The 24545-nt window shown below is 38.9% G+C and carries 24 protein-coding genes and 1 pseudogene; 10 read left to right on the top strand and 15 right to left on the bottom strand.

The features are described from left to right. Nucleotides 1-77 precede the first annotated feature (77 nt). Both AC2JBO_RS19945 and AC2JBO_RS19940 read left to right on the top strand, forming a co-directional pair. Complete coding sequence (locus AC2JBO_RS19945; RefSeq protein ID WP_496955396.1) at nucleotides 78-1214, top strand: fatty acid desaturase family protein; 1137 nt, start codon at nucleotides 78-80, stop codon at nucleotides 1212-1214. 416 nt (nucleotides 1215-1630) lie between these two features. Continuing rightward, a complete protein-coding gene (locus AC2JBO_RS19940; protein WP_496955395.1) occupies nucleotides 1631-2704 on the top strand; it encodes a DUF3474 domain-containing protein in 1074 nt (357 codons plus the stop codon). Nucleotides 2705-2794: 90 nt separating this feature from the next. Here AC2JBO_RS19940 and AC2JBO_RS19935 read toward each other — a convergent pair whose 3' ends face one another. The 8 genes from AC2JBO_RS19935 to AC2JBO_RS19900 form a co-directional block, all read right to left on the bottom strand. Beyond that, on the bottom strand, nucleotides 2795-3247 hold the full coding sequence (locus AC2JBO_RS19935; protein ID WP_496955394.1) for a DUF3592 domain-containing protein: 453 nt from the start codon (nucleotides 3245-3247) through the stop codon (nucleotides 2795-2797). 96 nt (nucleotides 3248-3343) lie between these two features. Next, on the bottom strand, nucleotides 3344-4609 hold the full coding sequence (locus AC2JBO_RS19930) for a glutamate-5-semialdehyde dehydrogenase (protein ID WP_496955393.1): 1266 nt from the start codon (nucleotides 4607-4609) through the stop codon (nucleotides 3344-3346). A 6-nt stretch (nucleotides 4610-4615) separates the two neighbouring features. Continuing rightward, nucleotides 4616-5023 carry a hypothetical protein gene (locus AC2JBO_RS19925; protein ID WP_496955392.1) on the bottom strand — a complete coding sequence of 136 codons (408 nt, stop codon included), beginning with the start codon at nucleotides 5021-5023 and terminating at the stop codon, nucleotides 4616-4618. Nucleotides 5024-5263: 240 nt separating this feature from the next. Continuing rightward, on the bottom strand, nucleotides 5264-6103 hold the full coding sequence (locus AC2JBO_RS19920; RefSeq protein WP_496955391.1) for a CheR family methyltransferase: 840 nt from the start codon (nucleotides 6101-6103) through the stop codon (nucleotides 5264-5266). Nucleotides 6104-6196: 93 nt separating this feature from the next. After that, on the bottom strand, nucleotides 6197-7375 hold the full coding sequence (locus AC2JBO_RS19915) for a protein-glutamate methylesterase/protein-glutamine glutaminase (protein WP_496955390.1): 1179 nt from the start codon (nucleotides 7373-7375) through the stop codon (nucleotides 6197-6199). Between the two features lie 42 nt (nucleotides 7376-7417). Continuing rightward, a complete protein-coding gene (locus AC2JBO_RS19910; protein ID WP_496955389.1) occupies nucleotides 7418-8635 on the bottom strand; it encodes a methyl-accepting chemotaxis protein in 1218 nt (405 codons plus the stop codon). 31 nt (nucleotides 8636-8666) lie between these two features. Continuing rightward, a complete protein-coding gene (locus AC2JBO_RS19905; protein WP_496955388.1) occupies nucleotides 8667-9122 on the bottom strand; it encodes a chemotaxis protein CheW in 456 nt (151 codons plus the stop codon). A 33-nt stretch (nucleotides 9123-9155) separates the two neighbouring features. Beyond that, complete coding sequence (locus tag AC2JBO_RS19900) at nucleotides 9156-11258, bottom strand: chemotaxis protein CheA (RefSeq protein WP_496955387.1); 2103 nt, start codon at nucleotides 11256-11258, stop codon at nucleotides 9156-9158. 273 nt (nucleotides 11259-11531) lie between these two features. Between AC2JBO_RS19900 and AC2JBO_RS19895 the strand changes: the two genes are divergently transcribed. From AC2JBO_RS19895 to AC2JBO_RS19885, 3 genes are all read left to right on the top strand, one after another. Continuing rightward, nucleotides 11532-11906, top strand: coding sequence for a response regulator (locus AC2JBO_RS19895; protein ID WP_496955386.1), 375 nt, complete (start codon nucleotides 11532-11534; stop codon nucleotides 11904-11906). After that, entirely contained in the window at nucleotides 11906-12532 is a 627-nt protein-coding gene (locus AC2JBO_RS19890) for a chemotaxis protein CheX (protein ID WP_496955385.1), read from the top strand. The genes AC2JBO_RS19895 and AC2JBO_RS19890 overlap by 1 nt, the downstream gene beginning before the upstream one ends. A gap of 71 nt (nucleotides 12533-12603) precedes the next feature. After that, nucleotides 12604-14196 carry a hybrid sensor histidine kinase/response regulator gene (locus AC2JBO_RS19885; protein WP_496955384.1) on the top strand — a complete coding sequence of 531 codons (1593 nt, stop codon included), beginning with the start codon at nucleotides 12604-12606 and terminating at the stop codon, nucleotides 14194-14196. A gap of 45 nt (nucleotides 14197-14241) precedes the next feature. Here the strand turns inward: AC2JBO_RS19885 and AC2JBO_RS19880 are convergent, their stop codons facing one another. Together AC2JBO_RS19880 and AC2JBO_RS19875 are read right to left on the bottom strand one after the other, a co-directional pair. Next, on the bottom strand, nucleotides 14242-14694 hold the full coding sequence (locus AC2JBO_RS19880) for a clan AA aspartic protease (protein WP_496955383.1): 453 nt from the start codon (nucleotides 14692-14694) through the stop codon (nucleotides 14242-14244). An 89-nt stretch (nucleotides 14695-14783) separates the two neighbouring features. Continuing rightward, nucleotides 14784-15164: a retroviral-like aspartic protease family protein gene (locus AC2JBO_RS19875; protein ID WP_496955382.1), complete on the bottom strand. Its 381-nt coding sequence runs from the start codon at nucleotides 15162-15164 to the stop codon at nucleotides 14784-14786. 162 nt (nucleotides 15165-15326) lie between these two features. Here AC2JBO_RS19875 and AC2JBO_RS19870 point away from each other — a divergent pair, with 162 nt between their 5' ends. Further along, complete coding sequence (locus AC2JBO_RS19870) at nucleotides 15327-15695, top strand: hypothetical protein (protein ID WP_496955381.1); 369 nt, start codon at nucleotides 15327-15329, stop codon at nucleotides 15693-15695. Between the two features lie 128 nt (nucleotides 15696-15823). Here AC2JBO_RS19870 and nblS read toward each other — a convergent pair whose 3' ends face one another. Together nblS and purD are read right to left on the bottom strand one after the other, a co-directional pair. Beyond that, on the bottom strand, nucleotides 15824-17785 hold the full coding sequence (gene nblS, locus AC2JBO_RS19865) for a two-component system sensor histidine kinase NblS (RefSeq protein ID WP_496955380.1): 1962 nt from the start codon (nucleotides 17783-17785) through the stop codon (nucleotides 15824-15826). Between the two features lie 156 nt (nucleotides 17786-17941). Next, a complete protein-coding gene (purD, locus tag AC2JBO_RS19860) occupies nucleotides 17942-19234 on the bottom strand; it encodes a phosphoribosylamine--glycine ligase (protein ID WP_496955379.1) in 1293 nt (430 codons plus the stop codon). Between the two features lie 349 nt (nucleotides 19235-19583). Here purD and AC2JBO_RS19855 point away from each other — a divergent pair, with 349 nt between their 5' ends. Continuing rightward, a complete protein-coding gene (locus AC2JBO_RS19855; RefSeq protein ID WP_496955378.1) occupies nucleotides 19584-20549 on the top strand; it encodes an NAD-dependent epimerase/dehydratase family protein in 966 nt (321 codons plus the stop codon). 101 nt (nucleotides 20550-20650) lie between these two features. On the opposite strand, the gene AC2JBO_RS19850 is transcribed toward AC2JBO_RS19855, so the two are convergent. Beyond that, nucleotides 20651-20905, bottom strand: coding sequence for a hypothetical protein (locus AC2JBO_RS19850; protein WP_496955377.1), 255 nt, complete (start codon nucleotides 20903-20905; stop codon nucleotides 20651-20653). A 252-nt stretch (nucleotides 20906-21157) separates the two neighbouring features. Here AC2JBO_RS19850 and tnpC point away from each other — a divergent pair. After that, a pseudogene (gene tnpC, locus AC2JBO_RS19845) lies at nucleotides 21158-22648 on the top strand (IS66 family transposase). A 312-nt stretch (nucleotides 22649-22960) separates the two neighbouring features. Further along, nucleotides 22961-23146, top strand: coding sequence for a DUF6887 family protein (locus AC2JBO_RS19840; RefSeq protein WP_496955376.1), 186 nt, complete (start codon nucleotides 22961-22963; stop codon nucleotides 23144-23146). A 492-nt stretch (nucleotides 23147-23638) separates the two neighbouring features. Here the strand turns inward: AC2JBO_RS19840 and AC2JBO_RS19835 are convergent, their stop codons facing one another. Then, a complete protein-coding gene (locus AC2JBO_RS19835; protein ID WP_496955375.1) occupies nucleotides 23639-23812 on the bottom strand; it encodes a hypothetical protein in 174 nt (57 codons plus the stop codon). A gap of 45 nt (nucleotides 23813-23857) precedes the next feature. Here AC2JBO_RS19835 and AC2JBO_RS19830 point away from each other — a divergent pair, with 45 nt between their 5' ends. After that, nucleotides 23858-24169: a hypothetical protein gene (locus tag AC2JBO_RS19830; protein WP_496955374.1), complete on the top strand. Its 312-nt coding sequence runs from the start codon at nucleotides 23858-23860 to the stop codon at nucleotides 24167-24169. A 66-nt stretch (nucleotides 24170-24235) separates the two neighbouring features. Here the strand turns inward: AC2JBO_RS19830 and AC2JBO_RS19825 are convergent. Beyond that, nucleotides 24236-24545 (bottom strand): c-type cytochrome (locus tag AC2JBO_RS19825; protein ID WP_496955373.1); only part of this gene is annotated, 310 nt, incomplete at its 5' end.

Below are 24545 nucleotides of genomic sequence, written 5' to 3'. Positions count from 1 at the left end.
GGTCTCGCGTCTTTACATTACAAATGTCAAGTTCCCAGCAGACAAAACGAATAATTTTTAAATTCAATAGATAATTCATGACACAAACACAAGTGCAACCACAACCACAGATAGAAATATCAAGAAAAGTTACTTACTCTAAAAATATTGGTTTTAGAAAAAGACTCAACCAACGAGTCGATGAGTACTTTAAACTGAATGGCATTGCAAAGCGTGATAACCCAGCAATGTATCTGAAAACAGCAGTGATTCTAGGATGGGTAATTTCTGCTTGGACTTTTACGCTGTTCGGTCCACCAGTACTATGGATGAAAGTAATTGGATGTGTTGTATTAGGATTGGGAATTTCCGCTATTGGCTTTAGTGTTGGTCATGATGCAAATCATGGTGGTTACTCAAACAAAAAATCAGTTAATTTCTTTATTGGTTTGATTTATGATGTCATTGGACTCTCCAGCTATTTATGGAGATTTCGCCATAACTATCTCCATCATACTTTTACAAATATTTTAGATCATGATGTAGATATTCACGGAGGTGGATTAGTACGTTTGACTCCTCATGCGGAGCTAAAACCTTATCACAAGTTCCAGCACTTCTTTGTTGTTTTGGTACATACGATTATTCCATTTTACTGGTCTTTCGGTGACGTACAGTTAATGTTATTCAAGCGTAAGTATCATGAACATGTAATTCCTACTAACTCTAAAGAAATATTTATCATGCTTGCTGGTAAAGTACTTTGGTTAGGAATTTTTCTTGGAATACCAATTGGATTGGGTTATTCTCCAATCGAAGCATTTATTGGTTTTAGCATTGTTTACATGACTTATGGTGTCATGATATGTAATGTGTTTGCGCTTGCTCACGTTCTTGAACCTGCAGAGTTTATCCAACCTGACCCACAGTCAAACCAAGTTGATGATGAATGGGCTATTACACAAGTTAGAACGACTGTAGACTTTGCTCCTAACAATGCTTTCTTGAATTGGTATTTAGGTGGACTGAATTATCAAGTTATCCATCACTTATTTCCCCAAATTTGTCATATACATTACCCTAATATAGCTCCGATAGTAGCGGAAGTTTGTGCAGAATTTAATGTACAATATAATGTTTATCCTACTGTCATGGAAGCTTTGGGTGCAAATTATGGCTTGCTAAAGGCTTTAGGTTCTGGTAATGATAAGGATATTAATTTAGCTGCTTCGTAATTCAACTCTTCGGTTGGTTAGATTCCCGACTTCGCAGAAGTTGTCGGGAATCTTGCATATAACTGAGTTAAGAATTTAAAGAGAGCATATTTTTCTAATTAACTATATACGGAAAAAATAATGTTTACGTTGTTTTACATACTAAGAATGATTTGTGGCGCCACAAGGTTTTTTCATAGTACATTTTTTTCGTAGCGCACGCTCCGGACAAAATGTAAATACAAGAAGTAGAATATTAATAAAAAATAAACAGAAAATATATATAAAAAATTTTAGGTGATTTATGCGAAGTATTTATTTGTCATTTGGTCAATAAGGTGCTAATAATACTAAAGGTTAATTAAACTTAGCATAAAAAGCCCTAGATTGCAGTTTGCAATCTAACAATGTTCTAAATTTTACGAACGCAAAAGCAAGTGACAGATACAATAATTTCAAAAAATCAGCAGGACTTTAAGTCACCTTCGGAAGCGACCACGCTTCCTTTTACTCTTGGAGATTTAAAAGCAGCAATTCCAGCAGAATGTTTTCAACCGAGTGTTGCAAAATCGATGTCTTACTTTTTCCGTGACATTGCTGTGATTGGATTGCTCTACGCAGTAGCTTATTATTTTGATTCCTGGTTATTTTTCCCAATTTTTTGGGTAATGCAGGGAACCATGTTCTGGGCACTATTTGTTGTCGGACATGACTGCGGACATCAATCTTTCTCTAAGTACAAGTGGCTTAATGACTTGATGGGGCATATTTGTCATACCCCAATTCTTGTACCGTATCACGGCTGGCGAATTAGTCATCGTACTCACCACAAGAATACAGGCAGTCTTGAAAATGACGAAAGCTGGTATCCTTCAAGTGAGTCTGAGTATAACAAAGCAGACTTTTTGACTAAACTTGGACGACACTATATATTTTTACTAGCATACCCCCTTTACTTGTTCATGCGTTCTCCAGGTAAAACAGGTTCGCATTTTCTACCTAGCAGTTCGCTGTTCAAACCGAATGAAAAGTGGGATGTTATTACTAGTACTGTTTGCTGGAGTGCAATGGTAGGTCTGCTCGGATTCTTAACTTACCAGTTTGGTTTCATGTGGTTTGTTAAGTATTATGTTGGACCTTATTTAGTATTTATTATTTGGCTTGATTTAGTGACGTTTTTACACCATACGGAACCGACTATTCCCTGGTATCGCGGTGATGAATGGACTTTTCTAAAAGGCGCCATTTCTTCTATTGACCGTAACTATGGTTTTGTCAACAACATTCACCATGATATTGGTACTCACGTTGCACACCATATCTTCTTAAATATGCCGCACTATCATTTAAAGAAAGCAACTGCGGCAATTAAACCAATAATGGGCGATTATTTCTTTGAGTCAAAAGAACCTGTTTGGAAGTCGCTTTGGCGTTCTGCTACAACTTGCCATTTTGTACCCAATGAAGGCAGCAAAGTTTACTATACGTCACATAAAGCTGGCAACGGATGATGAACGGATGTAACGGATGGTTGATTTTGAATAAATAGATTTTGTTTGAAGCAATAATTTATCCGTTACATCCGTTGCATCCTTTGCAGATTAATTTAATTTTGATTTGATGCGTTTGTACTGTCTCCATTCGGCATAGGCGCCTACGATAAAAGCTGTTCCAATAAAACTAATAATTGTAGATTTAAACCATAAAGCACCCGGTGTGTTTGTACTGGCGTTGTAAGGATTTTTGGGGTCGTAAAGAACTTCAACTTTATGACCAACTTCGTAATAAACGGCGCTGTTTTGGTGATACTCGATAGTGTTGCCGTCTGGAGTGCTGAAACGTACTTTTACATGGGCGCCAGTGTTATTACGATGTACTATTTCACCATTGGCAGTTGATGCAGTATTAATAAAATTCAGTACAAAACAACTAACTATGATCGCGGTAAGCCATGAAAGACAACCGATGCTACTAAAAATTAGAAACATCGCTTTACGGTCGTCAAGACTGGGTTTTAAAGTGGGATGTACATCCTGCTGTATATTTTGCCGCATAAAATAGGCGATAATACAAATCTCAAATTAGATATACATTAATTACCCATTCTTTCTGGGAATTTACGCATAAATTCACAAGTTATACAAAAAATTTCAAAATCTACCGTTCCCCTGGACTATATGTTTAACAGTTGTGAAGCTATCGAGGTTAATGATGCCTCGTCGATGTCCCTTTTGGTTTGACATTCCCAAAAATACCGCGTCACTACGAGATGGGTTACGTGAAAAACGAGGGGATGCGTTGACGTAAGTGGAGGCACTATTGACACCTAGTGCAAACTGCCGACTTTCTTGATAAGATTCTGTAACGATACAGTCTGCATGTCCACTGCTGTACTGATTTATCCAGTTAATTGCTGCCTCTAAACTATCAACGAGTTTAAACGCGACAGTTCTACTTAGATATGCGTTCCCCCACTCGCTGTCTTGCGCTAGTTGTAGTTGCTCGAAAGCTGCTGTAAGTTCTTCATCTCCCTTAATTTCAAAACCTTTTTCCTTCAGGCTATTAAATAAGGTTATTAATGATGATGGTAAGGTTTGACGATGTATTAGTACTTTTTCAATTGCGTTAACTGGGTCTGGTTCGCTAGAGTGACTATCTATAATTATTCCTCTTAACATTTCCAAGCTGCTATTGATTGACCAGTAAGCATAACAGTTGCCCATTGCTGATTTTAGTACTGGTACAGTTGATTGGCGTACTACTTGTTGAATTAGACTTGAACGTCCATAAGGTATGACCAAGTTTAGGTATCTGTCTTGAGTTACTAAATCACGTACACTGGCGCCATGTTCACTAGTGATTAATTCGATGCAGCCAGTAGGTAGACCTTTGTCAAGTGCGGCATTTTGTAAAATATCAGCAATAACAGCATTGGAATGACTAGCTTCGGTACTGCCTTTAAGAATAATACTATTACCTGTTTTAATACACATCGCAGCTGCAATAGCAGCTAGTTCAGGGAATGCTTCATATATAAAAGCGATTACACCTAATGGCATTAGATGAGAATAGGTTTGTGAATCATCAAGTTGATAGTCTGCTGTTCTAACACGTCGTAAAGGGTCAGGTAATTCTCCCAAACGTTGCAAAATATCAACTGCTGCATCTAAGCGTTCCGGAGTTAACTTTAACCAGTCTAAAATTAACTCAGGTACTGCCATTTCTCGACAAGCTTCTAAATCAAGAGTATTCGCCTCCAAAATATCATCAAACGCAGTAGATAGCGCGCGTGCCATTGCTAGCACCGCGCGACTACGGTCTATTCCCTTTGTTGTACCTAAACGTAAAGAAGCACTGTAAGCACGCATCGAAATACGCATGACTTCAGGTACATCATCAAAAGCATCAACACTCATCTCCATTTAAGGTCTATGGGTCAACCACAACATTAGTGCAGGTAAAAGCGCTAATAGTACCGCTAGCATTGCCCAAGCAAGCAAACTATTACTGCTTGCCAACCGCAAAGCTAATGGTAGCCATATAACGACTAGCACGAAAATGATGCCCAGCGCTACTGGCAAATAACTTTCTCCCATCTTAGGATGAACTACGCTCCAAGCGTTACCCGACCAACGCCAAGCCTTTTTGTAAGGGTACGTGGTTGAGAGTTCTTCCAAAACGTAACCGTTGTCTTCGACCACGAAAATTCGTTGACAGCGGTTGCAGCCAAAAGCTTCTGTCAACGTAATCCCAGTTAGTTGTCCTCGACGACGACAAGGACACGGGTATTCGCTGTTTAAATCTAATTTTTCTGGTTTTTTTGATTGCACAAGCGCGCGTTGATAACTTGAGCGTGTTTAGTTTATATAATAACTACCATAGCAAGATATTCCAGTCAGCCTAAAATATCACACCACGAAAGTTTTGCTTATGATATTAGCTCGATTAACCCTCTGCTTACACTGTAAGCAACAAGCTAGTTGAACCCTTGAATAACCCTTATCTAGTATAATCCAACTTACTTAGACTACGGTTATATAAATTTGTTGGGTTCCTTTCCTCCACCCAACCTACTCCTTTAAACGGTAGGCAACTGCTTTACCGAGTTGAACTCTCTCAAAATCATCATCCAGATGAAAAGTTGTTTCACCTCCACCAAGGAACAGATAACCTTCTGGACTGAGTATTTGTTTTATTTTATACAAAATCTCTTTTTTTGTATCAATATTAAAGTAAATTAAAACGTTACGTAAAAAGATAACGTCAATTTTCCCAGAAGGGAGTTCAGACCAATTTTTAATTAGGTTGATTGAACAGAAATCAACCATATTCTTGATTTCTTGGTTAATTTGCCACTTATTATCGCATAATTGAAAATACTTTTTTATAAAATTAGCTGGCAATCCTCGCTTGACTTCAAGTTGGGTGTAAATACCGTTTGTTGCGCGCGTTAATGCCTTGCGAGAAAAGTCGCTGGCAATGATTTGTAGGTTTACTCCCTCTAATGTTGGGAAATGCTCACGGTAAAGCATGGCAATACTATAAGGTTCCTGACCACTCGAACATGCTGCACTCCAAATCTTAACGCTGTTCTTGAATTGGCACACTTCTGTTCGGTTACGAATTATCTCTGGTAATATATAATCTCTAAGAGCTTCAAAAGGATAAGTATCTCTAAAGAAAGTTGTTTCGTAATTTAGAAGATGCTCGATAGCTTCGATGTGGAGTTGACCGAATGGTGACGCTTTGAGGTGTTCGACAAAAGCGCTTATGCTCTCAAAACCTGACTGTCGAACGAAGTTTGACAGGTACAATTCAACTAAATATTCTTTCCCAGCATCAAGAGCAACAGCCGAATGTTCGCGAACTAAATGGCGAAGGTAGTCAAAATCTGTGCTGCTGATGCTCATTGTCTGCTGACCACAGACTTTAAATATATATTCACAATTATTTTACAAATAAGTTTACAAATAAATTTACAAATATATACAATGAAACTTGATTTAATTATCAACTACTAACCGTAAAATAGCATTAGCCATTTGGCTGATAGGTAGGATAGATTCAGCTAATCCAGCATTTGCAATAAATCCAGGCATTCCCCAAACAACGCTAGAATCTTGGTCTTGTACAAGTATACGACCACCACAAGCGTGGATTTGTTCGGCGCCACGCAGTCCGTCCTTTCCCATACCAGTCAATACAACACCTAAAGATTTGTTACCGTAAACTTTTGCAACCGAACGAAACAGAACATCAACTGCGGGACGACAGGAATTTTCTGGTGGTGCTTGGTTAGTTACAAGTTGTACATTATCTCCGATACGCTGAACAGTTAGATGAAAATCACCAGGTGCAATCCAAGCTTGTCCAGGTTTGACAATAGTACCAGAAACAGCTTCCGCTACAGAGATTTGACATTTTGCCGCCAAACGCTCCGCTAACATTTTAGTAAACATAGGTGGCATATGTTGAACAATCAAAATCGGCGCCGGAAAATTCGCAGGTAAATTAGGTAATATTTCTGCTAAAGCGTTTGGTCCTCCTGTTGATACACCAATAACAACTACGTCTATAGTGCTGAGTGCTGAGTGCTGAGTGCTGAGTGCTGAGTGCTGAGTGCTGAGTGCTGAGTGCTGAGTGCTGAGTGCTGAGTGCTGAGTGCTGAGTGAGGAGTTAGGAGAGACGCGATTAATCGCGTCTTTACGGAGTGAGGAGTTAGGACTCTTGGGTATTTCGTTACTCAGCACTTTCGACTCAGCACTCAGCACTGAAAATTTAGCACTCAGCACTTTTATTTTGGGTACTAGCTCTGTGAGTATGTGTTGGTTTGCTGCTTCGATGCTTTTTAGGTTACTTGGTTTTGTCGCGTAGTCGTTGGCGCCCAATATTAATGCGTCCAAAGTTGTTGCGGCGCCTAAGTAAGTTAAGGCACTAAACATAATTACTGGTAGATTTGGATACTCAGCACGAATTCGAGTCAATGTCTCAAGACCATCCATATCTGGCATTTCAACGTCCAAGATAATAACATCTGGATTGACTTGAGGTATTTTTAATAGGGCAATTTTACCGCTTGCTGCTACACCCGCAACTTCTATATCAGGAACGGTGGATAGTATTTTGGAAACACGAGTACGAACGATAACTGCATCATCAACGATCAAAACACGAATTTTCATCTTTCGTTGCGAGTTGTTGGTTCATAAATGCTATAGTTTAAACTAAAATTTAAATTTACTAACTATTTTCTGTAAGTCTACTGCCATACGTGATAGTTCACTGGCAGCTTGGGATGTGTTTGTGGCACCTGTAGTGGTGTTTTGAGCATTTAATGCTACGACCGAAATATTTTTGGCAATGTCAGTGGTGCTTTTGGCAGCTTCAGAGACATTACGCGAAATTTCGTTGGTTGTGGCAGTTTGTTCTTCAACAGCACTAGCTATAGTATTTTGAATATCACTAATTTGGTTGATAACAGTAGTAATTTGGGCTATTGCATCAACAGCACGTTGAGTATCGGTTTGAATTGTTTCGATGCGCTGGCTAATATCATCGGTAGCTTTGGCAGTTGCGCGCGCTAACTCTTTGACTTCACCTGCAACAACGGCAAATCCTCGACCTGCATCACCCGCTCGTGCTGCTTCAATAGTAGCATTGAGGGCAAGTAAATTTGTTTGTTGGGCAATTGAGGTAATTACTTTAATGACTTTGCCTATTTCAACGCTACTACTACCAAGTTTTGTAACTGTAATATTTGTACTATCTGCTATTTCTACGGCATTTGTAGCAACTTGGGCGCCTTCAGCAGCGTTTTTGGCAATTTCACGAATGCTAGCGTTCATTTCCTCGACTGCGGTAGCTACTATAATCGCATTTTGACTAACTTGTTCTGCGGAAGCACTCGCGCTTGTTGCTTGTTCAGCTGTTTGGGTAGCGTTTATTGTCATTTCTCCACTAACCGCAGTAAATTCTTCAGAAGACGAAGCTACAGTAGTTGCTACTTCGGTAATTTGCTGAATTGAATTTCGCAAGTTACTTATCATCACGTTAATATTGCCTGTTAACGCTTCAAATTCTCCGATATTTTCTGCTTCGATTTGTCTTGATAAATCACCTTGCGCTACTACAAGCATTGTAGTAGCAATACTACGCATTTGGTCGGTGATTTTTGTGAACATGTTATTTAGATTATCTATAACTTCCCTCCATGTTCCACTCGCATCCTCAACGCGCGCTGTGGCGCCAAGTTTACCTTCAAAGGCAACTTCAGATGCCATTCGTATGACCTCAGATGCAAATTGCTGGTTAGAAGTTGATAATTCGTTAAAAGCTTGATGTACTTCACTTAATTCGTTTGCCTCAATTGGTAAACGGTGTGTAAAGTCTCCATTTTTTAATGCTCTCAGGGCTGTTACAATTGTTTGTAGTTGGTCGTTCATGGATATGGGAAAGGTTAAGGGAAAATATACGTTACTTTGTGGATAAAACTTTTTCTACGTCTAAAACTAATAAAAAATTATCTTTTAATTTGTAAGCGCTTTGTAATACTTGACTCATTTTACCTTTTAAATTTGTAGATGGTAGTTCATAACTACCATCTAATACTTCAATCACATCTCCTATTTCGTCTACTAATAAACTCACTAGTTCAAAATTGTTGTTTAAAATAATATTATAGTTCTCATAATAGTTTTCTATGTATAAACTTTGTTGAATTATTGATTGTTTTGTAACTTGCGTGTTTATTTCTAATCTTGATTTCAGGTCAACAATTGTTACGATTTTACCGCGTAAGTTGATTAAACCCAAAATATCTTTTGGCGCCAGGGGGACAGGAGTTATTGCGGTAAATCCAATTATCTCTTGTACCTTTAGTACGTCAATGCCAAAGTGTATTTTATTAAGAAAAAAAGTACAAAATTGCATGTTGAGTGCTGAGTGTTGAGTGTGGATATAAATTTATGAGTTGATATTTGGAATCAAATAAGGGTTTGCAATACGAATTATGTCCTCGATTTCAAGAATTTCTGTAATTTGATTTTGGAGAGTTGCAAGTATTTTTATCCCTGGACGAGTGGGAATACCTTGGATGTTTAAAGGTTCCTCTACTATGTCCATAATTTTGTGAACTAGCAAGCCGTAATGATGATTATTGAGAGTTACAACTATAACTGGAATTATATCATCCTGAGAATATATACTATAGGTATTTAAAAATACTTTATTTAAGTCAATTAGAGGTAAAATTTGATTGTGATATTGTATTAACTGTTGATTGCCAATAGTTTTGATATCTTGACTGCTGAACTCTTCTAGACGAATAGCTTCTGTTAGGAAGATACCCATACGCTCGTTTGCTACTCCTTCAAACAAAAGTATCATTTGACGAGTTTCTTCAGTCTCAGATGTTGATGTTGAATTTGCAAGACGTTGTAAGGTTTGAGAGGTAATACCTGCAAGAGAAGCGAGTGCAATTGTATCTAATATTAAAGCAAGTTTACCATCACCTAGAATTGTGGTGCCTGTGAATATCAGAATATTTTTTAACTGTTTACCTAAAGGTTTAACGACAATATCTTCTGTGTCTTCAATTGAATCAACAACTAACCCAAAATTATACTCTTCTTGTGATATAACTACTATATATATAGTTTCTAAGGTTGTATTAGTTGCTATTGTTTCCTCTACATCAAGAACTTTGTTTAGATAAACTAGAGGTAAAACATTTTCACGTAAATGCAATACAGGAATGTTGTACAATATATCAATATACTGATGAATTGCATCTCCCTCAAGTCTTACAAGTTCTTGAATATTTGTTTGGGGAATTGCAAAGTATTGCTGCGAGGTGGTAATCATTAACGCACTAATAATTGCTAGTGTCAGGGGGATTCTAATTTTAAACGTCGTACCCTCCCCAAGTTGACTGTATACCTGTATCGAACCGTTTGCTCGCTCGATATTTGTCTTAACTACATCCATCCCAACTCCTCTACCAGAAAGATTGGTAATTTGAGAGGATGTAGATAAACCAGGTAGAAAAATTAGATTGAGAATTTCAGTTTGACTTAGGGTTTGCGCTTGTGATAGGTTAATTAATCCTAAATCTTGTGCTTTTCTTTTGACATCCTCGACTTCTATACCATTGCCATCGTCGCCAATTTCAATATTAACTTTACCACTTTCGTGAAACGCGCGTAGTTGTAATTTTCCAGATGCTGGTTTACCACGGGATGTCCGAACTGATGGTGTTTCAATTCCGTGGTCGATACAATTACGGACTAAATGCATTATCGGGTCTTTGATTAATTCTAAAATACTGCGGTCAAGTTCAGTATCGGCGCCTAGTATTTCTAAATGGACGCTTTTTCCAGATGCAACTTCGATGTCACGAACAACGCGCGGTAGTTTTTGCCAGATTATATTGATGGGTTGCAACCGAGTTTTCATAACTACAAATTGCAATTCGGATGAAATAAAATCAAGATTTTGACTAATCTTGGTAAAAGCAGTGTCTTCCAAACTCGAAGCTTGTTGTAACACTTGGTTACGCGATAGAATTAACTCACCAACTAAATTCATCATCTTATCGAGAACATCGACATCGACTCGGATGGTTTCTGTTGTGGAGACGGAAAGTGCAGGGGTAGTAAATGTAGGGGTGGTTGGGGAAGGAGTAAAATGTAATGAATTCAACGTTTGCGTGAATTGTGAGTAATCTTTATCTCCTTCGTTACCAGTCAGTTCAATATGATTGAGAATTTGACGGATGCTATCGATTGCTTCAAGGAGACAAGTTGCAATTTCCGTATTTATAATTAAATTGCCAGAACGTAACTGGTTAAGCAAACTTTCTCCTGCATGAGCAAGTGCTTCTAACTTAGAATATGCTAAAAAGCCACAATTTCCTTTCAATGTGTGTAGACATCGATAAATACGAGACAATGCATCAGTTGAAACGGACACTTTCTCTAAATCTATAATGTCACTTTCTATCTGATTGATGTTTTCATAGCTCTCTGCCAAGAAGGCTTTTATGTCATCGCTCTCTATATACTCCATGTATTGGCTAGTTTCTATCGTTTGTAATCAACCTATTGATTTTACACCTGACTGCCATCTGTCTCAAGATGTATATGAATTTATTCTTTTTAAATGCGATGATAAACTATGGGAGCAAAGTATTTGGGGTTTGGATAAAATTATTTGGTGCGTGACGCTACAAGTTCTATAACTGCGCTGTCCGTTTTTTGTAGCGTCACACACCCTACGTTCTATATGTGGCAATGGCGTTGTTAGTATTATAATTAATTTAACCGAAATTTAAACGTGAAAATGACATCAATCCTGATTGTTGATGATGCTGCCTTTGCTCGTAGGATGCTCCGCAAAATCCTTCAAGCAGATGGCTATGAGATATTTGAAGCCAGTAATGGACGTGAAGGTCTGGAGATGGCACGCGCTCATACGCTAAATTGCGTGTTAACTGATATATTAATGCCAGATGTAGATGGGTTTGGACTTATTCAGATGTTACATACAGAAAATATTAATGTTCCAACTATCATTATTTCGGCTGATATTCAAGACTCTTCGCGCGAACGAGGTTTGAAATTAGGCGCCACCAGCTTTATTAATAAGCCAGTTAAAGAGCAAGAAGTCCGTCAGGCTGTACGAGAAGCTTGTAAAATTGCCGATGGAGTGGTATAATGCAGCAAATTAAAGATGTACATATTGACGCTTTACAAGAATTAATAAATATAGGTGTTGGTCGCGCGGCTAGTATGCTCAATCAAATGCTAGATTCGCGGATTGTACTAGAAATTCCGGTTGTAACTATTTTGACACTGAGTCAACTACAAGAAGAATTAGAAAAACGATTCGAGGCAGATTCCTTTTCGGCTGTAAGGCTGAATTTTACAGGTTCTTTTTCAGGAAAAGCAAACTTAGTCTTTCCGACTGAGAGCGCATCAACTCTAGTAAGTTTACTGACAGGTGAGGAAGTTGATAGTCCAGATTTAGACTCAGTGAAAATTGGAGCGTTGAGTGAAGTCGGAAATATCGTTATTAACGGCATTATGGGGTCGATTAGTAACGTTCTAAATCAACGCCTTGATTATGCAATACCAATTTACATCGAGGATTCTATAAATCATATATTATCTTTGGAGAGTACAGGCGATACAACTGTTTTTTTGTTAGCGCAAGCGCGTTTTGCCATCGAAACATTAGAAATTATAGGAGACATAGTTTTAATTTTTGAAATGGATTCGTTTGGGACTTTAATCGAAGTGATTGATCAAAAGTTAGAATTACATTCGGAAGTATTACAGTAGTTATATACTAATATATCTGTTGAGTGTTTTATAGTACAGTAATAGTAAAAGTAAAGCGTCCACCTGAAATAATGCTAGAAATAATCAATCAGGCGCAGGAAAAGTTTAGTCATTTTGATTTGATACCGTTGGGCTTATGCATTTTGAAGTCCGACTATACAGTTATATACTGGAATAGTTGTTTGGAAGAATGGACGAAGATTCCGCGCGGATTGATTTTAGGTACTTCGCTAACTCAAAGATTTCCTCATTTAAACCAACCGCAGTATGCGAGTCGGTTACAACAAGTATTTGATAGTGGTTCTCCAGCAATTTTTTCTTCACAGATACATAAATATACGATTCCGGCGCCGAAGATACAAGGAAAAAATTGTATTCAGCATACTACAGTCACTGCATTGCCTGGGATCGATGGAGATAATTATTGTGCGCTGTTGTCAATACAAGACGTTACAGACTTAACTTATCATGTTCAAAAATATCGAACAATGCGTGACCGCGCGCAAGCAGAAGCAGTAGAACGAAAATTAGCGCAAGAGTCAGCGGAAGCAGCAAACCGTGTCAAAGATGAGTTTTTAGCGATTTTGTCTCACGAACTGCGTACTCCTCTTAACCCAATATTGGGATGGTCAAAACTTCTCAAAACAAAGACCTTGGATGAAGCTAGTACGCAATTAGCAATTGAAACAATTGAACGCAATGCAAAACTACAAGTACAGTTAATTGACGACTTACTTGATGTGTCGCGAATACTACGGGGTAAACTGAAGTTAGATTTTGCAACTGTTGATTTAGCTTATGTTGTTCGAGCAGCATTGGAAACAGTACGGTTAGCAGCAGAAGCTAAATCAATAGAGCTTGAGTTAAAAATGAGTCCTGATGTAGGTAAAGTATTGGGAGATATCAATCGTTTACAACAAATCGTTACAAATTTATTGACAAACGCGGTTAAATTTACGCCTACACGTGGCAAGGTTACAATAAATCTAGAACAAATTGACACGCAGGTGCAGCTACAGGTTACCGATACAGGAAAAGGTATTAAACCAGAGTTTTTACCTTACATGTTTGAGTATTTTCGTCAAGCTGATAGTGGGACTACTAGAAAATTTGGTGGGTTGGGATTAGGTTTAGCTATTTCGCGTCATCTTGTTGAATTGCATGGTGGTACAATTACGGCAGAAAGTCCAGGTGAAGGACTAGGTGCAACTTTCACCTGTTGTTTCCCAGTAGTTGTGGTGGTGATGCCACAAGTAGAGCAAGATAATAACAATGATTTTTCGTCTTTAGCTGGAATAAATGTGTTAGCTATTGATGATGAACCTGATAATTTAGAGCTTTTATCGTTTGTTTTAGAACAATATGGCGCCACGGTAACGACGTTTAGCTCTGGTATTGCTGCGCTTGAAGCAATAAAATCTTCACAGCCAGATGTGATAGTTACTGATATTGGAATGCCAATAATGGATGGTTATGAACTTATCCAGAAAATCAGCGCGCTGCCACAGTATCAAAATAAATCAATTCCAGCTATTGCACTCACAGCTTATGGTACTGATACAGACCATCAAAGAATTATTAAAGCTGGTTATAAATATCATATTACCAAACCCGTGGATTTTGATGAGTTAGTGCGCGCGGTTACTCAATTATGTAAACCGTAGGATAGGTGTCCCGCCTGTCCTGTCTTATCCTATCCTATCCTATCGTTATATACGAAAAACTGGACCATCAGGATATTTAGGATTTGGAATCAAACAATGATTTTCAAAATCAACAACAAAACCTAAAGTTTCCAAAGCAATTCGACCAATTAATATTTCGTCTCCTCCAACTAATGGTTCTGCCGAAGTTTCTCTTCCTTGAATTTCAATAAGTACTGGTTCAGCTATTTTAATAGTTAGTTGTTTACCATCAACATACTTTGGTAATTGCTCACTACGAATTTCTAAACCCAATTTTTGTGCTATGTGCATTGGGATTACAGCACGTACTGAGCTAGTATCGATTATAGCTGTTGTTTCGTATACATGTAAATCAGTTGGTTTAAGGTATCCTCGATAAATTAAACCTTCATCAATAGAGTTAGTGAGCTTAACCTTAACTCTTATTTCTGCTGCGTCCTTATTTACCTTGTGCAGTATTCGATTAAAATCTAACATCTTAATTTTCTCCTCTTTTTAAACTTGAAATGTGAGAAATGAGTGGTTATTAATTAATCCGTGAAATACGAAAAACGAAACTCAAGATTTTATTGGTTTGGAATCAAACGTTCATTTTTGCAGTCAACAAGTAAATCTAAATTTTCTAAAACAGTTTGACCAATTAAAACGTCGTCTCCTGCAACTAGCGTCGGTTCAGTTGTTTCTCTCCCTTCAATTTCAATCATAACATCTTCAGTTAGTGCAATAGTTTCCTGTCTGCCATCAGCATACTTTGCTGGTTGCTGACCAAGAATTCGTAAACCTAGGTGTTGCGCTATCTGCATCGAGATTACAGCACGTGCTGCACCTGTGTCTATTAGAGCAGATGCTTCGTATACACGTAAATTAGTTGGGTTAAGTAATCCTCGCTTAACTAATTTGTTATCAATTGCGTTAATTAACTTAACCTTAACTCTGACTTCTCCCATCTCCTCACTTTACCTATGCTATGTTCCATTAAAGTTTAATATATTACCCTCTTTTAAGCTGTTAGTATAGGCGCCTCATTTGAATGGTAAGTTAGGTCAGGCGAGACACCTAACCTACGGGTTAGCTAAAATTAGGTAAACATCTATAATAATATTTTTCAGGTGGCTAGTATATTTTGTCCCCGTTGTAATCAGCAAGTTGACTCACAAGCTGTAACTTGCCCTTATTGTCGAACTGAGTTAAAAGCATTTGGACATCCTGGTATTCCGTTACACCGTGCGGTAAAGGGTGAGTATTTGTGTAATTCTTGCACTTACCATATAGACGATAGCTGTAATTATCCGCAGCGTCCTACAGCGGAGGAGTGTACTTTGTATCAAAATTTTGAAGAGTATCAAGCGCAGAAGCAACAGCAAAGTCGAAAACTTAGTTCTAATCAAAGCTTTGGGAGTTGGATACGGCAAAACCAAACGCTGTTGCTGTTTGTAGCTTTATTTGTTGTTTGTTTGTTGATAGCTGCTTTTACTTGAGGATGTGAACCGTGGTTCACATTTACATTTCTTCACAATATGCCATAAATTTCATTGAATTTTGTTGCAAGACGAGACAAAGAGACCCGCTATGCAAGGGTTCGCGTCTGCGCTTGCACTTTCGATAGCTAATCTGGAAGGTGCGTGATGCTATTAGATGCTATCTTCGTTTCGGAATTGTTGGTAGCGTCACGCACCCTACGTTCTTCGAGGTGCGGCGCCTGCTGTTCTACTATTGGTAAATCGAACCAAAATGTAGTTCCTGTACCGACTTCGCTGACTAGGTTGACTCGACTATGGTGTTTATCTATGATGTTACGGACTATTGATAAACCTAAACCTGTACCTTCAAGGGTGTGAACTCGGTTTTCAACGCGGAAGAAACGGTCGAATATCGCTTCTTGGTCTTCGGGTGCTATTCCAATGCCTGTGTCAGATATTTCTATCCGTACTTTTTTTGTATGGAGTTGATACGCGCGGAATGCTATTTTACCACCTGGTGTGGAAAACTTGAGCGCGTTACCAACTAAGTTACCGAAGACTTGTAGTAACAAATCATAATTACCGACAACTAAAGGTAGATTAGATTCAACTTCTTGAATTATGTCGATTTTTTTATCTTTAGCGTTAAGTTGATATGTACGCAGGGTTTGTTCGATTGCTTGAGTTAAATCTACTCCATCTAAACTATAAACACGTCCCGACTCTAACTTGGATAAATCTAATACATCATTCACTAATCGAGTTAAACGGTCAGTTTCATGATTTACTGTCGATAAGAACTCTTTGCGTTGATCTATTTCTAAGTCTTCCCCGTATTCATGCAGTGTTTCTATGTATGTTTTAATATTAAATAATGGTGTCCGCAATTCGTGAGAAACATTGCTTATAAATTGGCTTTTGGCTTCGTTCAATTCGACTTCGCGCGTAATATCTTGAACGGTTATGGCAATACCCTTAATACTTTCGCGTTGAAGGTTGAGAACTGTTGTTAAGAGAATACGGATAGTGCGTTTGGTTGGTTGACCAAGTGGAATGCGAAATTCAGCACTTTCACGCTCACCTGCTGCCATTTCATGCAAGGAACGTGTAATTTCCATTTGCACGCTGTTTGGTAGCTGATGCAATACGTTACTACCTTCAACTTCAATATCTTCCCAACCAAAAATACGACGCGCGTTTGGGTTGGCAAGAATCACCTCCATATTATTGTCAATCAAGACGGCGCCGTCAGCAATAGTAGAGACAAGCGTTTCCAGTTTAGCTTTTTCGGCGGTGAGTTCTTCGATATTCTGTTCTTCGTAACGTTCCAAGCGTTCTGCCATGTCATTAAAGCTAAAGATTAACTCCCCAAGTTCTCCACCTAGAGGTAAATCTATTCGCTGTTGAAAATTACCAGCAGCTATTTGCTTGACACCTACCAAAAGTTCTTTAATTGGTTTAGTAATGGTCAAGGCATTAACAACACCTGCTAAAATTACCATTACCCAAATTGTGATAAACACGGCAATAGTAACATCACGGGTGAAGTTAGTGGAAATAACCGCAGTTTGGTTGGGGTTAATCCCAACTGCCATAACACCAAGGTATTTACCATTTACAGTTAATGGTACAAATACATCAGTAACTTCTCCATCTGGTGACTGGTGCTGACGTACCATCGGTTTTTCAGCGTCAACAGCATAATCATCGGGTAATTGTATTCGTCGTTGAATTGTCAGAGAGTTCTCAACTTCTGGTTCCCAAAAAGGAATACCAAAAAAGATTTTTCCCGTATCGTCTGCATACAGTATGTAGCGGATGCTAGATGTACTGGTGTAGAACCTTTGGGAAAATTGAGCAACTTCAGTGAGATTATTGTCAGCAATTAGGGGTGCAACGTTGGCAGCAAGCAATAATCCTAAATCGCGACCAAAACGAGTATCATTCAAGCGCGCGTCTTGTTGAATTGTATTGACAGCCCAAAACGTCAACCCGCTCATGACCAAAGATACCACTAGTGTAGCGGCAGCTAGGAGCTTGGTTTGGAGGGTAAATTGCGACCACCAGCTGGTAATCGTTTCTCGGATGTAAGTAAAAATAGCGAGCATATTAAATTCAAGTTGTTAGCAGTTTTTTGTTATAAAATAAACCCAACAACTAAAAAATTAACAGTTATTTACACAAAATGCGAATGAAGAGAGTGCTGAGTAGAAAGTGCTGAGTTCTGAGTTAGGAGTTAAGAGTCTTTACTCAGCACTCAGCACTCAGCACTTAGCACTTTTAACTCTATGTCCGATATCTCTTCGATAGTACATGCCGTCAAAGTTAATTTTTGCGATTCCTGCATATGCTTGGTTGAGTGCTTCTTTAAAATCTTGACCTGTACCTGTGACATTCAATACTCTACCACCATCAGTATGTATTTTATCCGGTTGTTGTGAGTTTGATTTTGTTCCTGCATGGAATACAGTGGCGCCAGCTATTTCAGCATTATTGATCCCAGTTATGAGTTTACCTTTAACATAATCACCAGGATAGCCACCACTGGCAGCGACAACAGTGGCACATGCACCTTGTTTCCATGCGATGGGTAGTATTTGGGCTAGGCGCCGTTCGACGCAGGCTAAAAGAAGTTCTTCTAAAGGTGTTTGAAGTAAAGGTAAAATCACCTGTGTTTCGGGGTCTCCAAAACGGCAGTTAAATTCTAAGACTTTAAAATTTCCATCTTCCGAAACCATTAACCCAGCATATAAAACACCTCGATAGTCAATACCTTTAGCTTTTAAAGCCTTAATTGTACGTTCGAGTACTTCGGTTTGCACTCTTGCCATTAATGCGCTTGTGGCAATAGGCGCCGGAGCATAGGCACCCATACCACCTGTATTTTCACCCGTATCACCTTCGCCGATGCGCTTATGGTCTTGTGCTGGTAACAAAGGACAAATAGTCTTACCATCAGTAAGCGCTAAAACAGATACTTCTTGTCCAGTTAAAAATTCTTCAATAACAACAAAATTGCCTGCACTGCCAAACTGTCCACTAAAAATTGCTTCAAGTCCAGCAATAGCTTCTTCGACAGTTTGAGCAACTATTACACCTTTACCTGCTGCTAACCCATCTGCTTTTACGACTATAGGCGCCCCTTTTGATTTAACGTATGACTTTGCAGCTTTGACATCAGTAAAAACCACGGAAGCAGCGGTAGGAATATGTGCTTCTTGCATCAATGCTTTCGCCCATGCCTTACTCGCTTCAATTTGGGCACCAGCACGACTTGGACCAAATACTTTTAAACCCCTAGCTTGCAAAAAATCTGTAATCCCCTTTGCTAAAGGCACTTCTGGACCAACAACGACTAATGAAACACCTTCAGAATGAGCTAGTTGACTAATTCCTTCAAAATCATCAACTTCTATGGGCACGTTAAGACAGCGCTCCATGCTAGCTGTTCCCCCGTTTCCTGGGGTACATAAAACGCGCTCGATTTGCTTTGATTGTAGCAGTTTCCAAGCAAGGGCATGTTCGCGCCCACCGTTACCAACAACTAAAACTTTCACCCCTTTTTCCTCATGGCGCCAGTCAGATTTTGTGACAGTTTTTTATATTACACCAATATATATATCAAGTCTCTGGGCTGTCACATTTATCCAAAATTCTTAAAAAAAGCTAAAATTCAATGTTTATACTGAAGACTTTTGAGACAAAATCAAACAACCTAGGTTTAGAGGTAAGAGATTTTTGCTTAAACCTTTGCCTTGAAACTTTCCTTTGAAAAACTCGTCAAATTACGGATGGGATTTGATGGAAAAAAATTGTAAATTAATAGCGGTCATATTGCTATAAAGATTACGCTTTAAATATTGCTCTATAGATATTGTACTTAGTCATATTAAAACAAAAATGAACATGAATAAAAGTATAGTTACAGGCGCCGCAGGTTTTATCGGCTCACATCTAGTCGAAGCTTTATTAAAACAAGGACACTCTGTAATTGGGATAGATGAGTTTAACAGTTACTATGACCCAACGCTAAAACGGAAAAATATCGCTCATTTACATAACAACCCAAATTTTGAGTTAATCGAAGATGATGTTCAGCTTGTAGACTGGCAAAGGTTGTTATCTGATGTTGACGTAGTTTATCACCAAGCAGCACAAGCAGGTGTACGCGCGTCATGGGGTAAAGGGTTTCGTTCTTACACCGAACGCAATATTAGTGCAACACAAATTTTATTAGAAGCAGCTAAAGACGCAAAGCACCTAAAACGTTTAGTGTTTGCATCGACTTCGAGTATTTACGGGGATGCAGAAACATTGCCAACTCACGAAGGTATTTGTCCGGCGCCAGTTTCACCTTACGGCATTACTAAATTAGCAGCAGAAAGACTATGTGGGCTTTACTATAAAAACTTTGGTGTACCTTTTGTCGCATTACGTTACTTTACAGTGTACGGTCCACGTCAGCGTCCAGACATGGCATTTCATAAATTTTTCAAAGCTGTAATTGAAGACGAAGCAATTCCAGTTTACGGTGACGGTGAACAAACGCGCGACTTTACATATGTTAGTGATGCAGTAGCAGCAAATTTAGCAGCAGCAACGGCGCCTAACGCTATCGGACAAATTATCAATATTGGTGGAGGCAGTCGTGCGGTACTATCAGATGTACTCAACATGATGGAAGAAATAGTAGGACAACCCATCAAACGCCAACATATAGAAAGAGCAATGGGTGACGCGCGACATACAGGCGCCGACATTACCAAAGCCAAACAACTTTTAGGATGGCAACCCCAAGTATCATTACGTGAAGGCTTAATTCAAGAATGGCAATGGGTCAAAGAATTGTACGTAGGGTGCATGGCGCCATAACAATCTAATAAAGAAGCGAAAAATGTAGGGTGCGTTACGCCATAACAATCAAACAACGAAGCGAATAAACTAGTAGCGTAACGCACCATATTTACACGATACTAGACAGAAGCATATTTATGAGCGCGCGCTTTCGCTAACGTCATTATATGCTCTAATACAAGAAAATCGTCTAACTCTTGTCTTTCTTCGGCTGTAAGATTAAGAGTTTTGTAGGCGTAAACCAAATCTTCCAAACGTTCTTGGGCTGCTTCTGAGAGTTTAAATTCTAGAACACTTTCAGGAGTAGTGCCGGATGCGATAAAATCTATAATATCGTCGTAAACTTTACCTGTCTTCTCTACAAATGATGTCATAAGTCTAGGTATTTAATACTGATAAAACGGTCAATTTTATAAACGTTAACTATTAGATGACTTAGCATAAACGTGCTTGAGGGCACGTAAGGATTCAGGCGCCGATGATTGGCCTCTTGTAATAAACTTAAGCTCGTGATCCCGAAGGGGGGTCACGGCGCCATTAAAATTAAATAAAAAGGTACAGTCAAACACGATTAGAAGGTTTTGGGGTCTTGACAAGGGTAACGTGTGAGGCTGATTATCAGAATTATGGATATAAACCAGCCTCTCGAACTAAACCGTGAAAGTCTTTACCAGTTGGCACAGGGGGAACTGGTAGATATAGTTATTGAGCAAGCTTCGTCCATCCAAGAACTAAAAAAAACAATTACAGAACTTGAAATTGAAATACAACGGATAAAAGTCAGCAATAACCTGGACAGCAAAACCTCATCAAAGCCTCCATCTGGAGATATTCTAAAAAAAACAGAAAAAAAACCAGACTCAAATAATACTGATGAGGAAACTCCGAAACGTAAGCCAGGTGGACAGCCTGGTCATCCAGGAAAAACTCGCAAAGGTTTTGGTAGGGTAGACCGTTTTGAGATTTTACGTCCTGATATTTGTAGTTGCTGTGGGCATACAAACTTCGCCTCGGCGCCGATTAAAACCGTTCACGCAGTGACTCCGAAGGAGTAAACGCAGCAAGTGGCACAGTTAGTAGAACGCCCAATAGAGGTAGTTGAGTATCATCGACATACATGTTTATGCGAGCATTGTGGTAATCCACAAACCGCAGATTGGTGTGTGGATATGGTTCCAGGTCAGAATTTGGGGATAAGATTACAAGCTTTTTTAGGGTGGATAAATAATTATGGACATTTGCCCTACGAGAAACAACAAGAAATGTTGTGGGAACTAGGGGAAATAGAAATCGGGGTTGGAACCCTAGTTACCACGAACCAAAGAATAGATAATGCAGTTAGTAAAAGCGTTAACGAGCTAAAAGATTGGATACAACAAATCCAACCTGATATACATTCTGATGAGACACCTTGGGTTGTTAAAGGTGTAAAAGAATGGTTATGGATTTTTGCGAACACAAATTTTGCTTTATTTCATGCAGCAGACACTCGCTCGCGCGCAGAGCTAGAAACCATCCTCGGTTCAAGCTATAGCGGCGTACTTAGCTCCGATGATTTTAGTGTTTATAATGGTTATGACGTAAAAGCCCAGCAAAAATGCTTGGCTTAATTTAGGCGCCACTTCAAAAAGTTGATTAAGCTTCCAGGATTAAACAACCAAGAAATTGGTAAAAATTTTGTGAAGCTGATTGACGAAGCATTTAAAAATTACAGTCTATTCCAGCAAAATCAAGATATTCTTGAATTCTTAAGTTGGGGGTCGCAATTTAGAGATAAAGTAGAGGCTTTGATAGTTGAGTGGATTGAGAAAGCAGGAGGAGAAGCTGGTAAGCTTTTACGTTGTTTACGAGATAAAGCGCATCAATGGTGGTACTTTCTAGACCACCCGGAGATACCGCCTGATAATAATCTGGCAGAACGAACGTTACGCCTTGCCGTAACCAAAAGAAAAGTAAGTGGAGGTTCTCGCTCTATGGAGCGATTCCAACACACTGCAAATTTGTTGACGATTGTACAAACTTGCCGTCATCAAGGACGTTCTGTCATTGATTTTTTTGAGCAGGCAATAAAATCAATGGTCAATTCAAAAGTGCAAGCACCATCTCTAATACCTTAATTGGAAACACAGATTGACGCTTTAAAACCATTAAGAGTATTAGTAAAAATTTTTTGCTGCTTATGTTTATCTCAAGCGTGCGCGTTAGAGTAATTATCTCACGAAAGATAAGTTTCTCTTACATTTTTTTATTTAATTTTAATGGCGCCGTGACCCCCTTCGGGGGTCACGAGCTTAAGTTTATTACAAGAGGCCAATCATCGGCGCCTGAATCCTTACGCTTTGACCAACTTGTAAGTGCAGTATTTTTATTCTGGCTGGTGAGGATTTAGGTATAAGTGTACTTACAGATGGGAGTTGGAGGTTTGAACCATGAGTAATTTTCAAAACATGAGCATTGCTGAATTAAAAGCTTATTTAAAGCACAATCAAGGGGATACTGAGGCATTCTATGCATTAATGGATAAGCTAAACGCTAATCCTAATCCGCAAATATATAGTGCCGAGGAGATTTACAAACTAGGGGAGCTTATAAACGGTCCTAAGGGTGATAAATAACCAAAATCAACCAGTAATAGGCGTCGTTGAAATATAGGTATTGCCCAATGTGCGGATATTCATATAAAGAGCTAATCGCTAAAACGCGAGATATGGTAAGGGTTTTGAGCCTCTATTTCCGATGCACGCGCTTCTCTTGCTCTACTTATTTTTCTTCTTGAGGTTGAATTGACATTATTACGAACGTTATATGTAAGATTATTTACTAATTTGTAACTACGCTTATACCCGCCAATGGTTTTCAACACGCGCCACTCGTTGAAGTGAGTATCAGTACATAAAATTAAATTGGGTATAAATATGTGATGTAATGAGGAGCTACTTTTACGTAGTTCGCAATTATTTGTTCTTTTTTTCTCTACCATTTAAACGACCGTTCGGAAGTTTTATGGCTTGTTTTGGAGAAAAATTACCCGTTTTGCCGGGTTGTCAGCAGTGACTTAAATGGGTTACATTTTTACGTCAACAAGCACTACAGAAGATTATTCGCTCTTATTGATACTTCTGAAGTGACGCTTGAACAAGCTGTGGAATTTGTTCAAAGTTATTTATCTCAACTATTATGTCGTTAATTTTGGGATAGGCGCCGCACGTTGCAAGTCTTTTCTCTATATTAGTGATTTTAAGCACTAAAGTGCTTACAACAAGGATTTTTTCATACTTCATGTGTTACACTTGTAGTGATATTTTGACATTACATAACAAAGTAGTATGGCGATTCCGAAGAAAGGTTCTAGGTTGATTGTTGTAGATGGTGAGAGTTATCGTTGGCGTGTTCGTAAGAAACCAACTCATGCTCAAGGTGATTATCCTGGGGGTGGAAATTTGACGGTAGCTGTTGAACATGCAGAAAAAAAGGGCGCCAACTTAGTGATTACAATGCCGCAAGGGCATCCAAAGAGTTTCTGGACACAGGTTATTGTTCCTGTTTATCCTGCTGATGTTAAGTCCGCGATAGAAAGAGCTATTTCTCAAGGTTGGCAACCTGAAAAACCTGGTAAACCTTTTGAGTTGGTTGATTAAATATAATTTAATATCATGCTCATAAACCATCCGTTACATCAGTTGTATCCTTTGCCAGGTTAATTTTTATAAAGTTTCTAAGTAACTTAATAAGTCAGCCATTGCTTGGGTGCTGGGCTGGAATTTGGGCATGGGGGGAGTGTCACCACTGATGACTTGGTGAATTAGTCCATATCGAGATTTGTGTTTGGAAACGCCTTGCAAGCTGGGTCCAACCCTGCCGTCTGCTTCTAAACCGTGACATCCAGCACAGTTGATTTGAAAGATAGCATGTCCAGTAACAGAGTCGCCGTTGAGGGATAGAACTTTTTTAACGTATGGGTCAGAGTTTTGCACCGCACGCACAGCAAACATGCCTACTATAAAAGCAAGTAAG

Source organism: Calothrix sp. CBUCES-K 9914 (genome assembly GCF_059640475.1).
The sequence above is the reverse complement of the archived record's forward strand: the minus strand, read 5'-3'. Positions and strand labels throughout refer to the sequence as shown.

Coding starts and splice junctions, on each gene's coding strand:
- AC2JBO_RS19890 (WP_496955385.1), top strand. CDS start 11,906: ATGCAGCAAATTAAAGATGTACATATTGACGCTTTACAAGAATTAATA.
- nblS (WP_496955380.1), bottom strand. CDS start 17,785: ATGCTCGCTATTTTTACTTACATCCGAGAAACGATTACCAGCTGGTGG.
- AC2JBO_RS19885 (WP_496955384.1), top strand. CDS start 12,604: ATGCTAGAAATAATCAATCAGGCGCAGGAAAAGTTTAGTCATTTTGAT.
- AC2JBO_RS19840 (WP_496955376.1), top strand. CDS start 22,961: ATGAGTAATTTTCAAAACATGAGCATTGCTGAATTAAAAGCTTATTTA.
- AC2JBO_RS19850 (WP_496955377.1), bottom strand. CDS start 20,905: ATGACATCATTTGTAGAGAAGACAGGTAAAGTTTACGACGATATTATA.
- AC2JBO_RS19835 (WP_496955375.1), bottom strand. CDS start 23,812: ATGAAGTATGAAAAAATCCTTGTTGTAAGCACTTTAGTGCTTAAAATC.
- AC2JBO_RS19915 (WP_496955390.1), bottom strand. CDS start 7,375: ATGAAAATTCGTGTTTTGATCGTTGATGATGCAGTTATCGTTCGTACT.
- AC2JBO_RS19900 (WP_496955387.1), bottom strand. CDS start 11,258: ATGGAGTATATAGAGAGCGATGACATAAAAGCCTTCTTGGCAGAGAGC.
- AC2JBO_RS19855 (WP_496955378.1), top strand. CDS start 19,584: ATGAATAAAAGTATAGTTACAGGCGCCGCAGGTTTTATCGGCTCACAT.
- AC2JBO_RS19875 (WP_496955382.1), bottom strand. CDS start 15,164: ATGGGAGAAGTCAGAGTTAAGGTTAAGTTAATTAACGCAATTGATAAC.
- AC2JBO_RS19830 (WP_496955374.1), top strand. CDS start 23,858: ATGGCGATTCCGAAGAAAGGTTCTAGGTTGATTGTTGTAGATGGTGAG.
- AC2JBO_RS19880 (WP_496955383.1), bottom strand. CDS start 14,694: ATGTTAGATTTTAATCGAATACTGCACAAGGTAAATAAGGACGCAGCA.
- AC2JBO_RS19935 (WP_496955394.1), bottom strand. CDS start 3,247: ATGCGGCAAAATATACAGCAGGATGTACATCCCACTTTAAAACCCAGT.
- AC2JBO_RS19945 (WP_496955396.1), top strand. CDS start 78: ATGACACAAACACAAGTGCAACCACAACCACAGATAGAAATATCAAGA.
- AC2JBO_RS19905 (WP_496955388.1), bottom strand. CDS start 9,122: ATGCAATTTTGTACTTTTTTTCTTAATAAAATACACTTTGGCATTGAC.
- AC2JBO_RS19895 (WP_496955386.1), top strand. CDS start 11,532: ATGACATCAATCCTGATTGTTGATGATGCTGCCTTTGCTCGTAGGATG.
- AC2JBO_RS19910 (WP_496955389.1), bottom strand. CDS start 8,635: ATGAACGACCAACTACAAACAATTGTAACAGCCCTGAGAGCATTAAAA.
- AC2JBO_RS19930 (WP_496955393.1), bottom strand. CDS start 4,609: ATGAGTGTTGATGCTTTTGATGATGTACCTGAAGTCATGCGTATTTCG.
- AC2JBO_RS19920 (WP_496955391.1), bottom strand. CDS start 6,103: ATGAGCATCAGCAGCACAGATTTTGACTACCTTCGCCATTTAGTTCGC.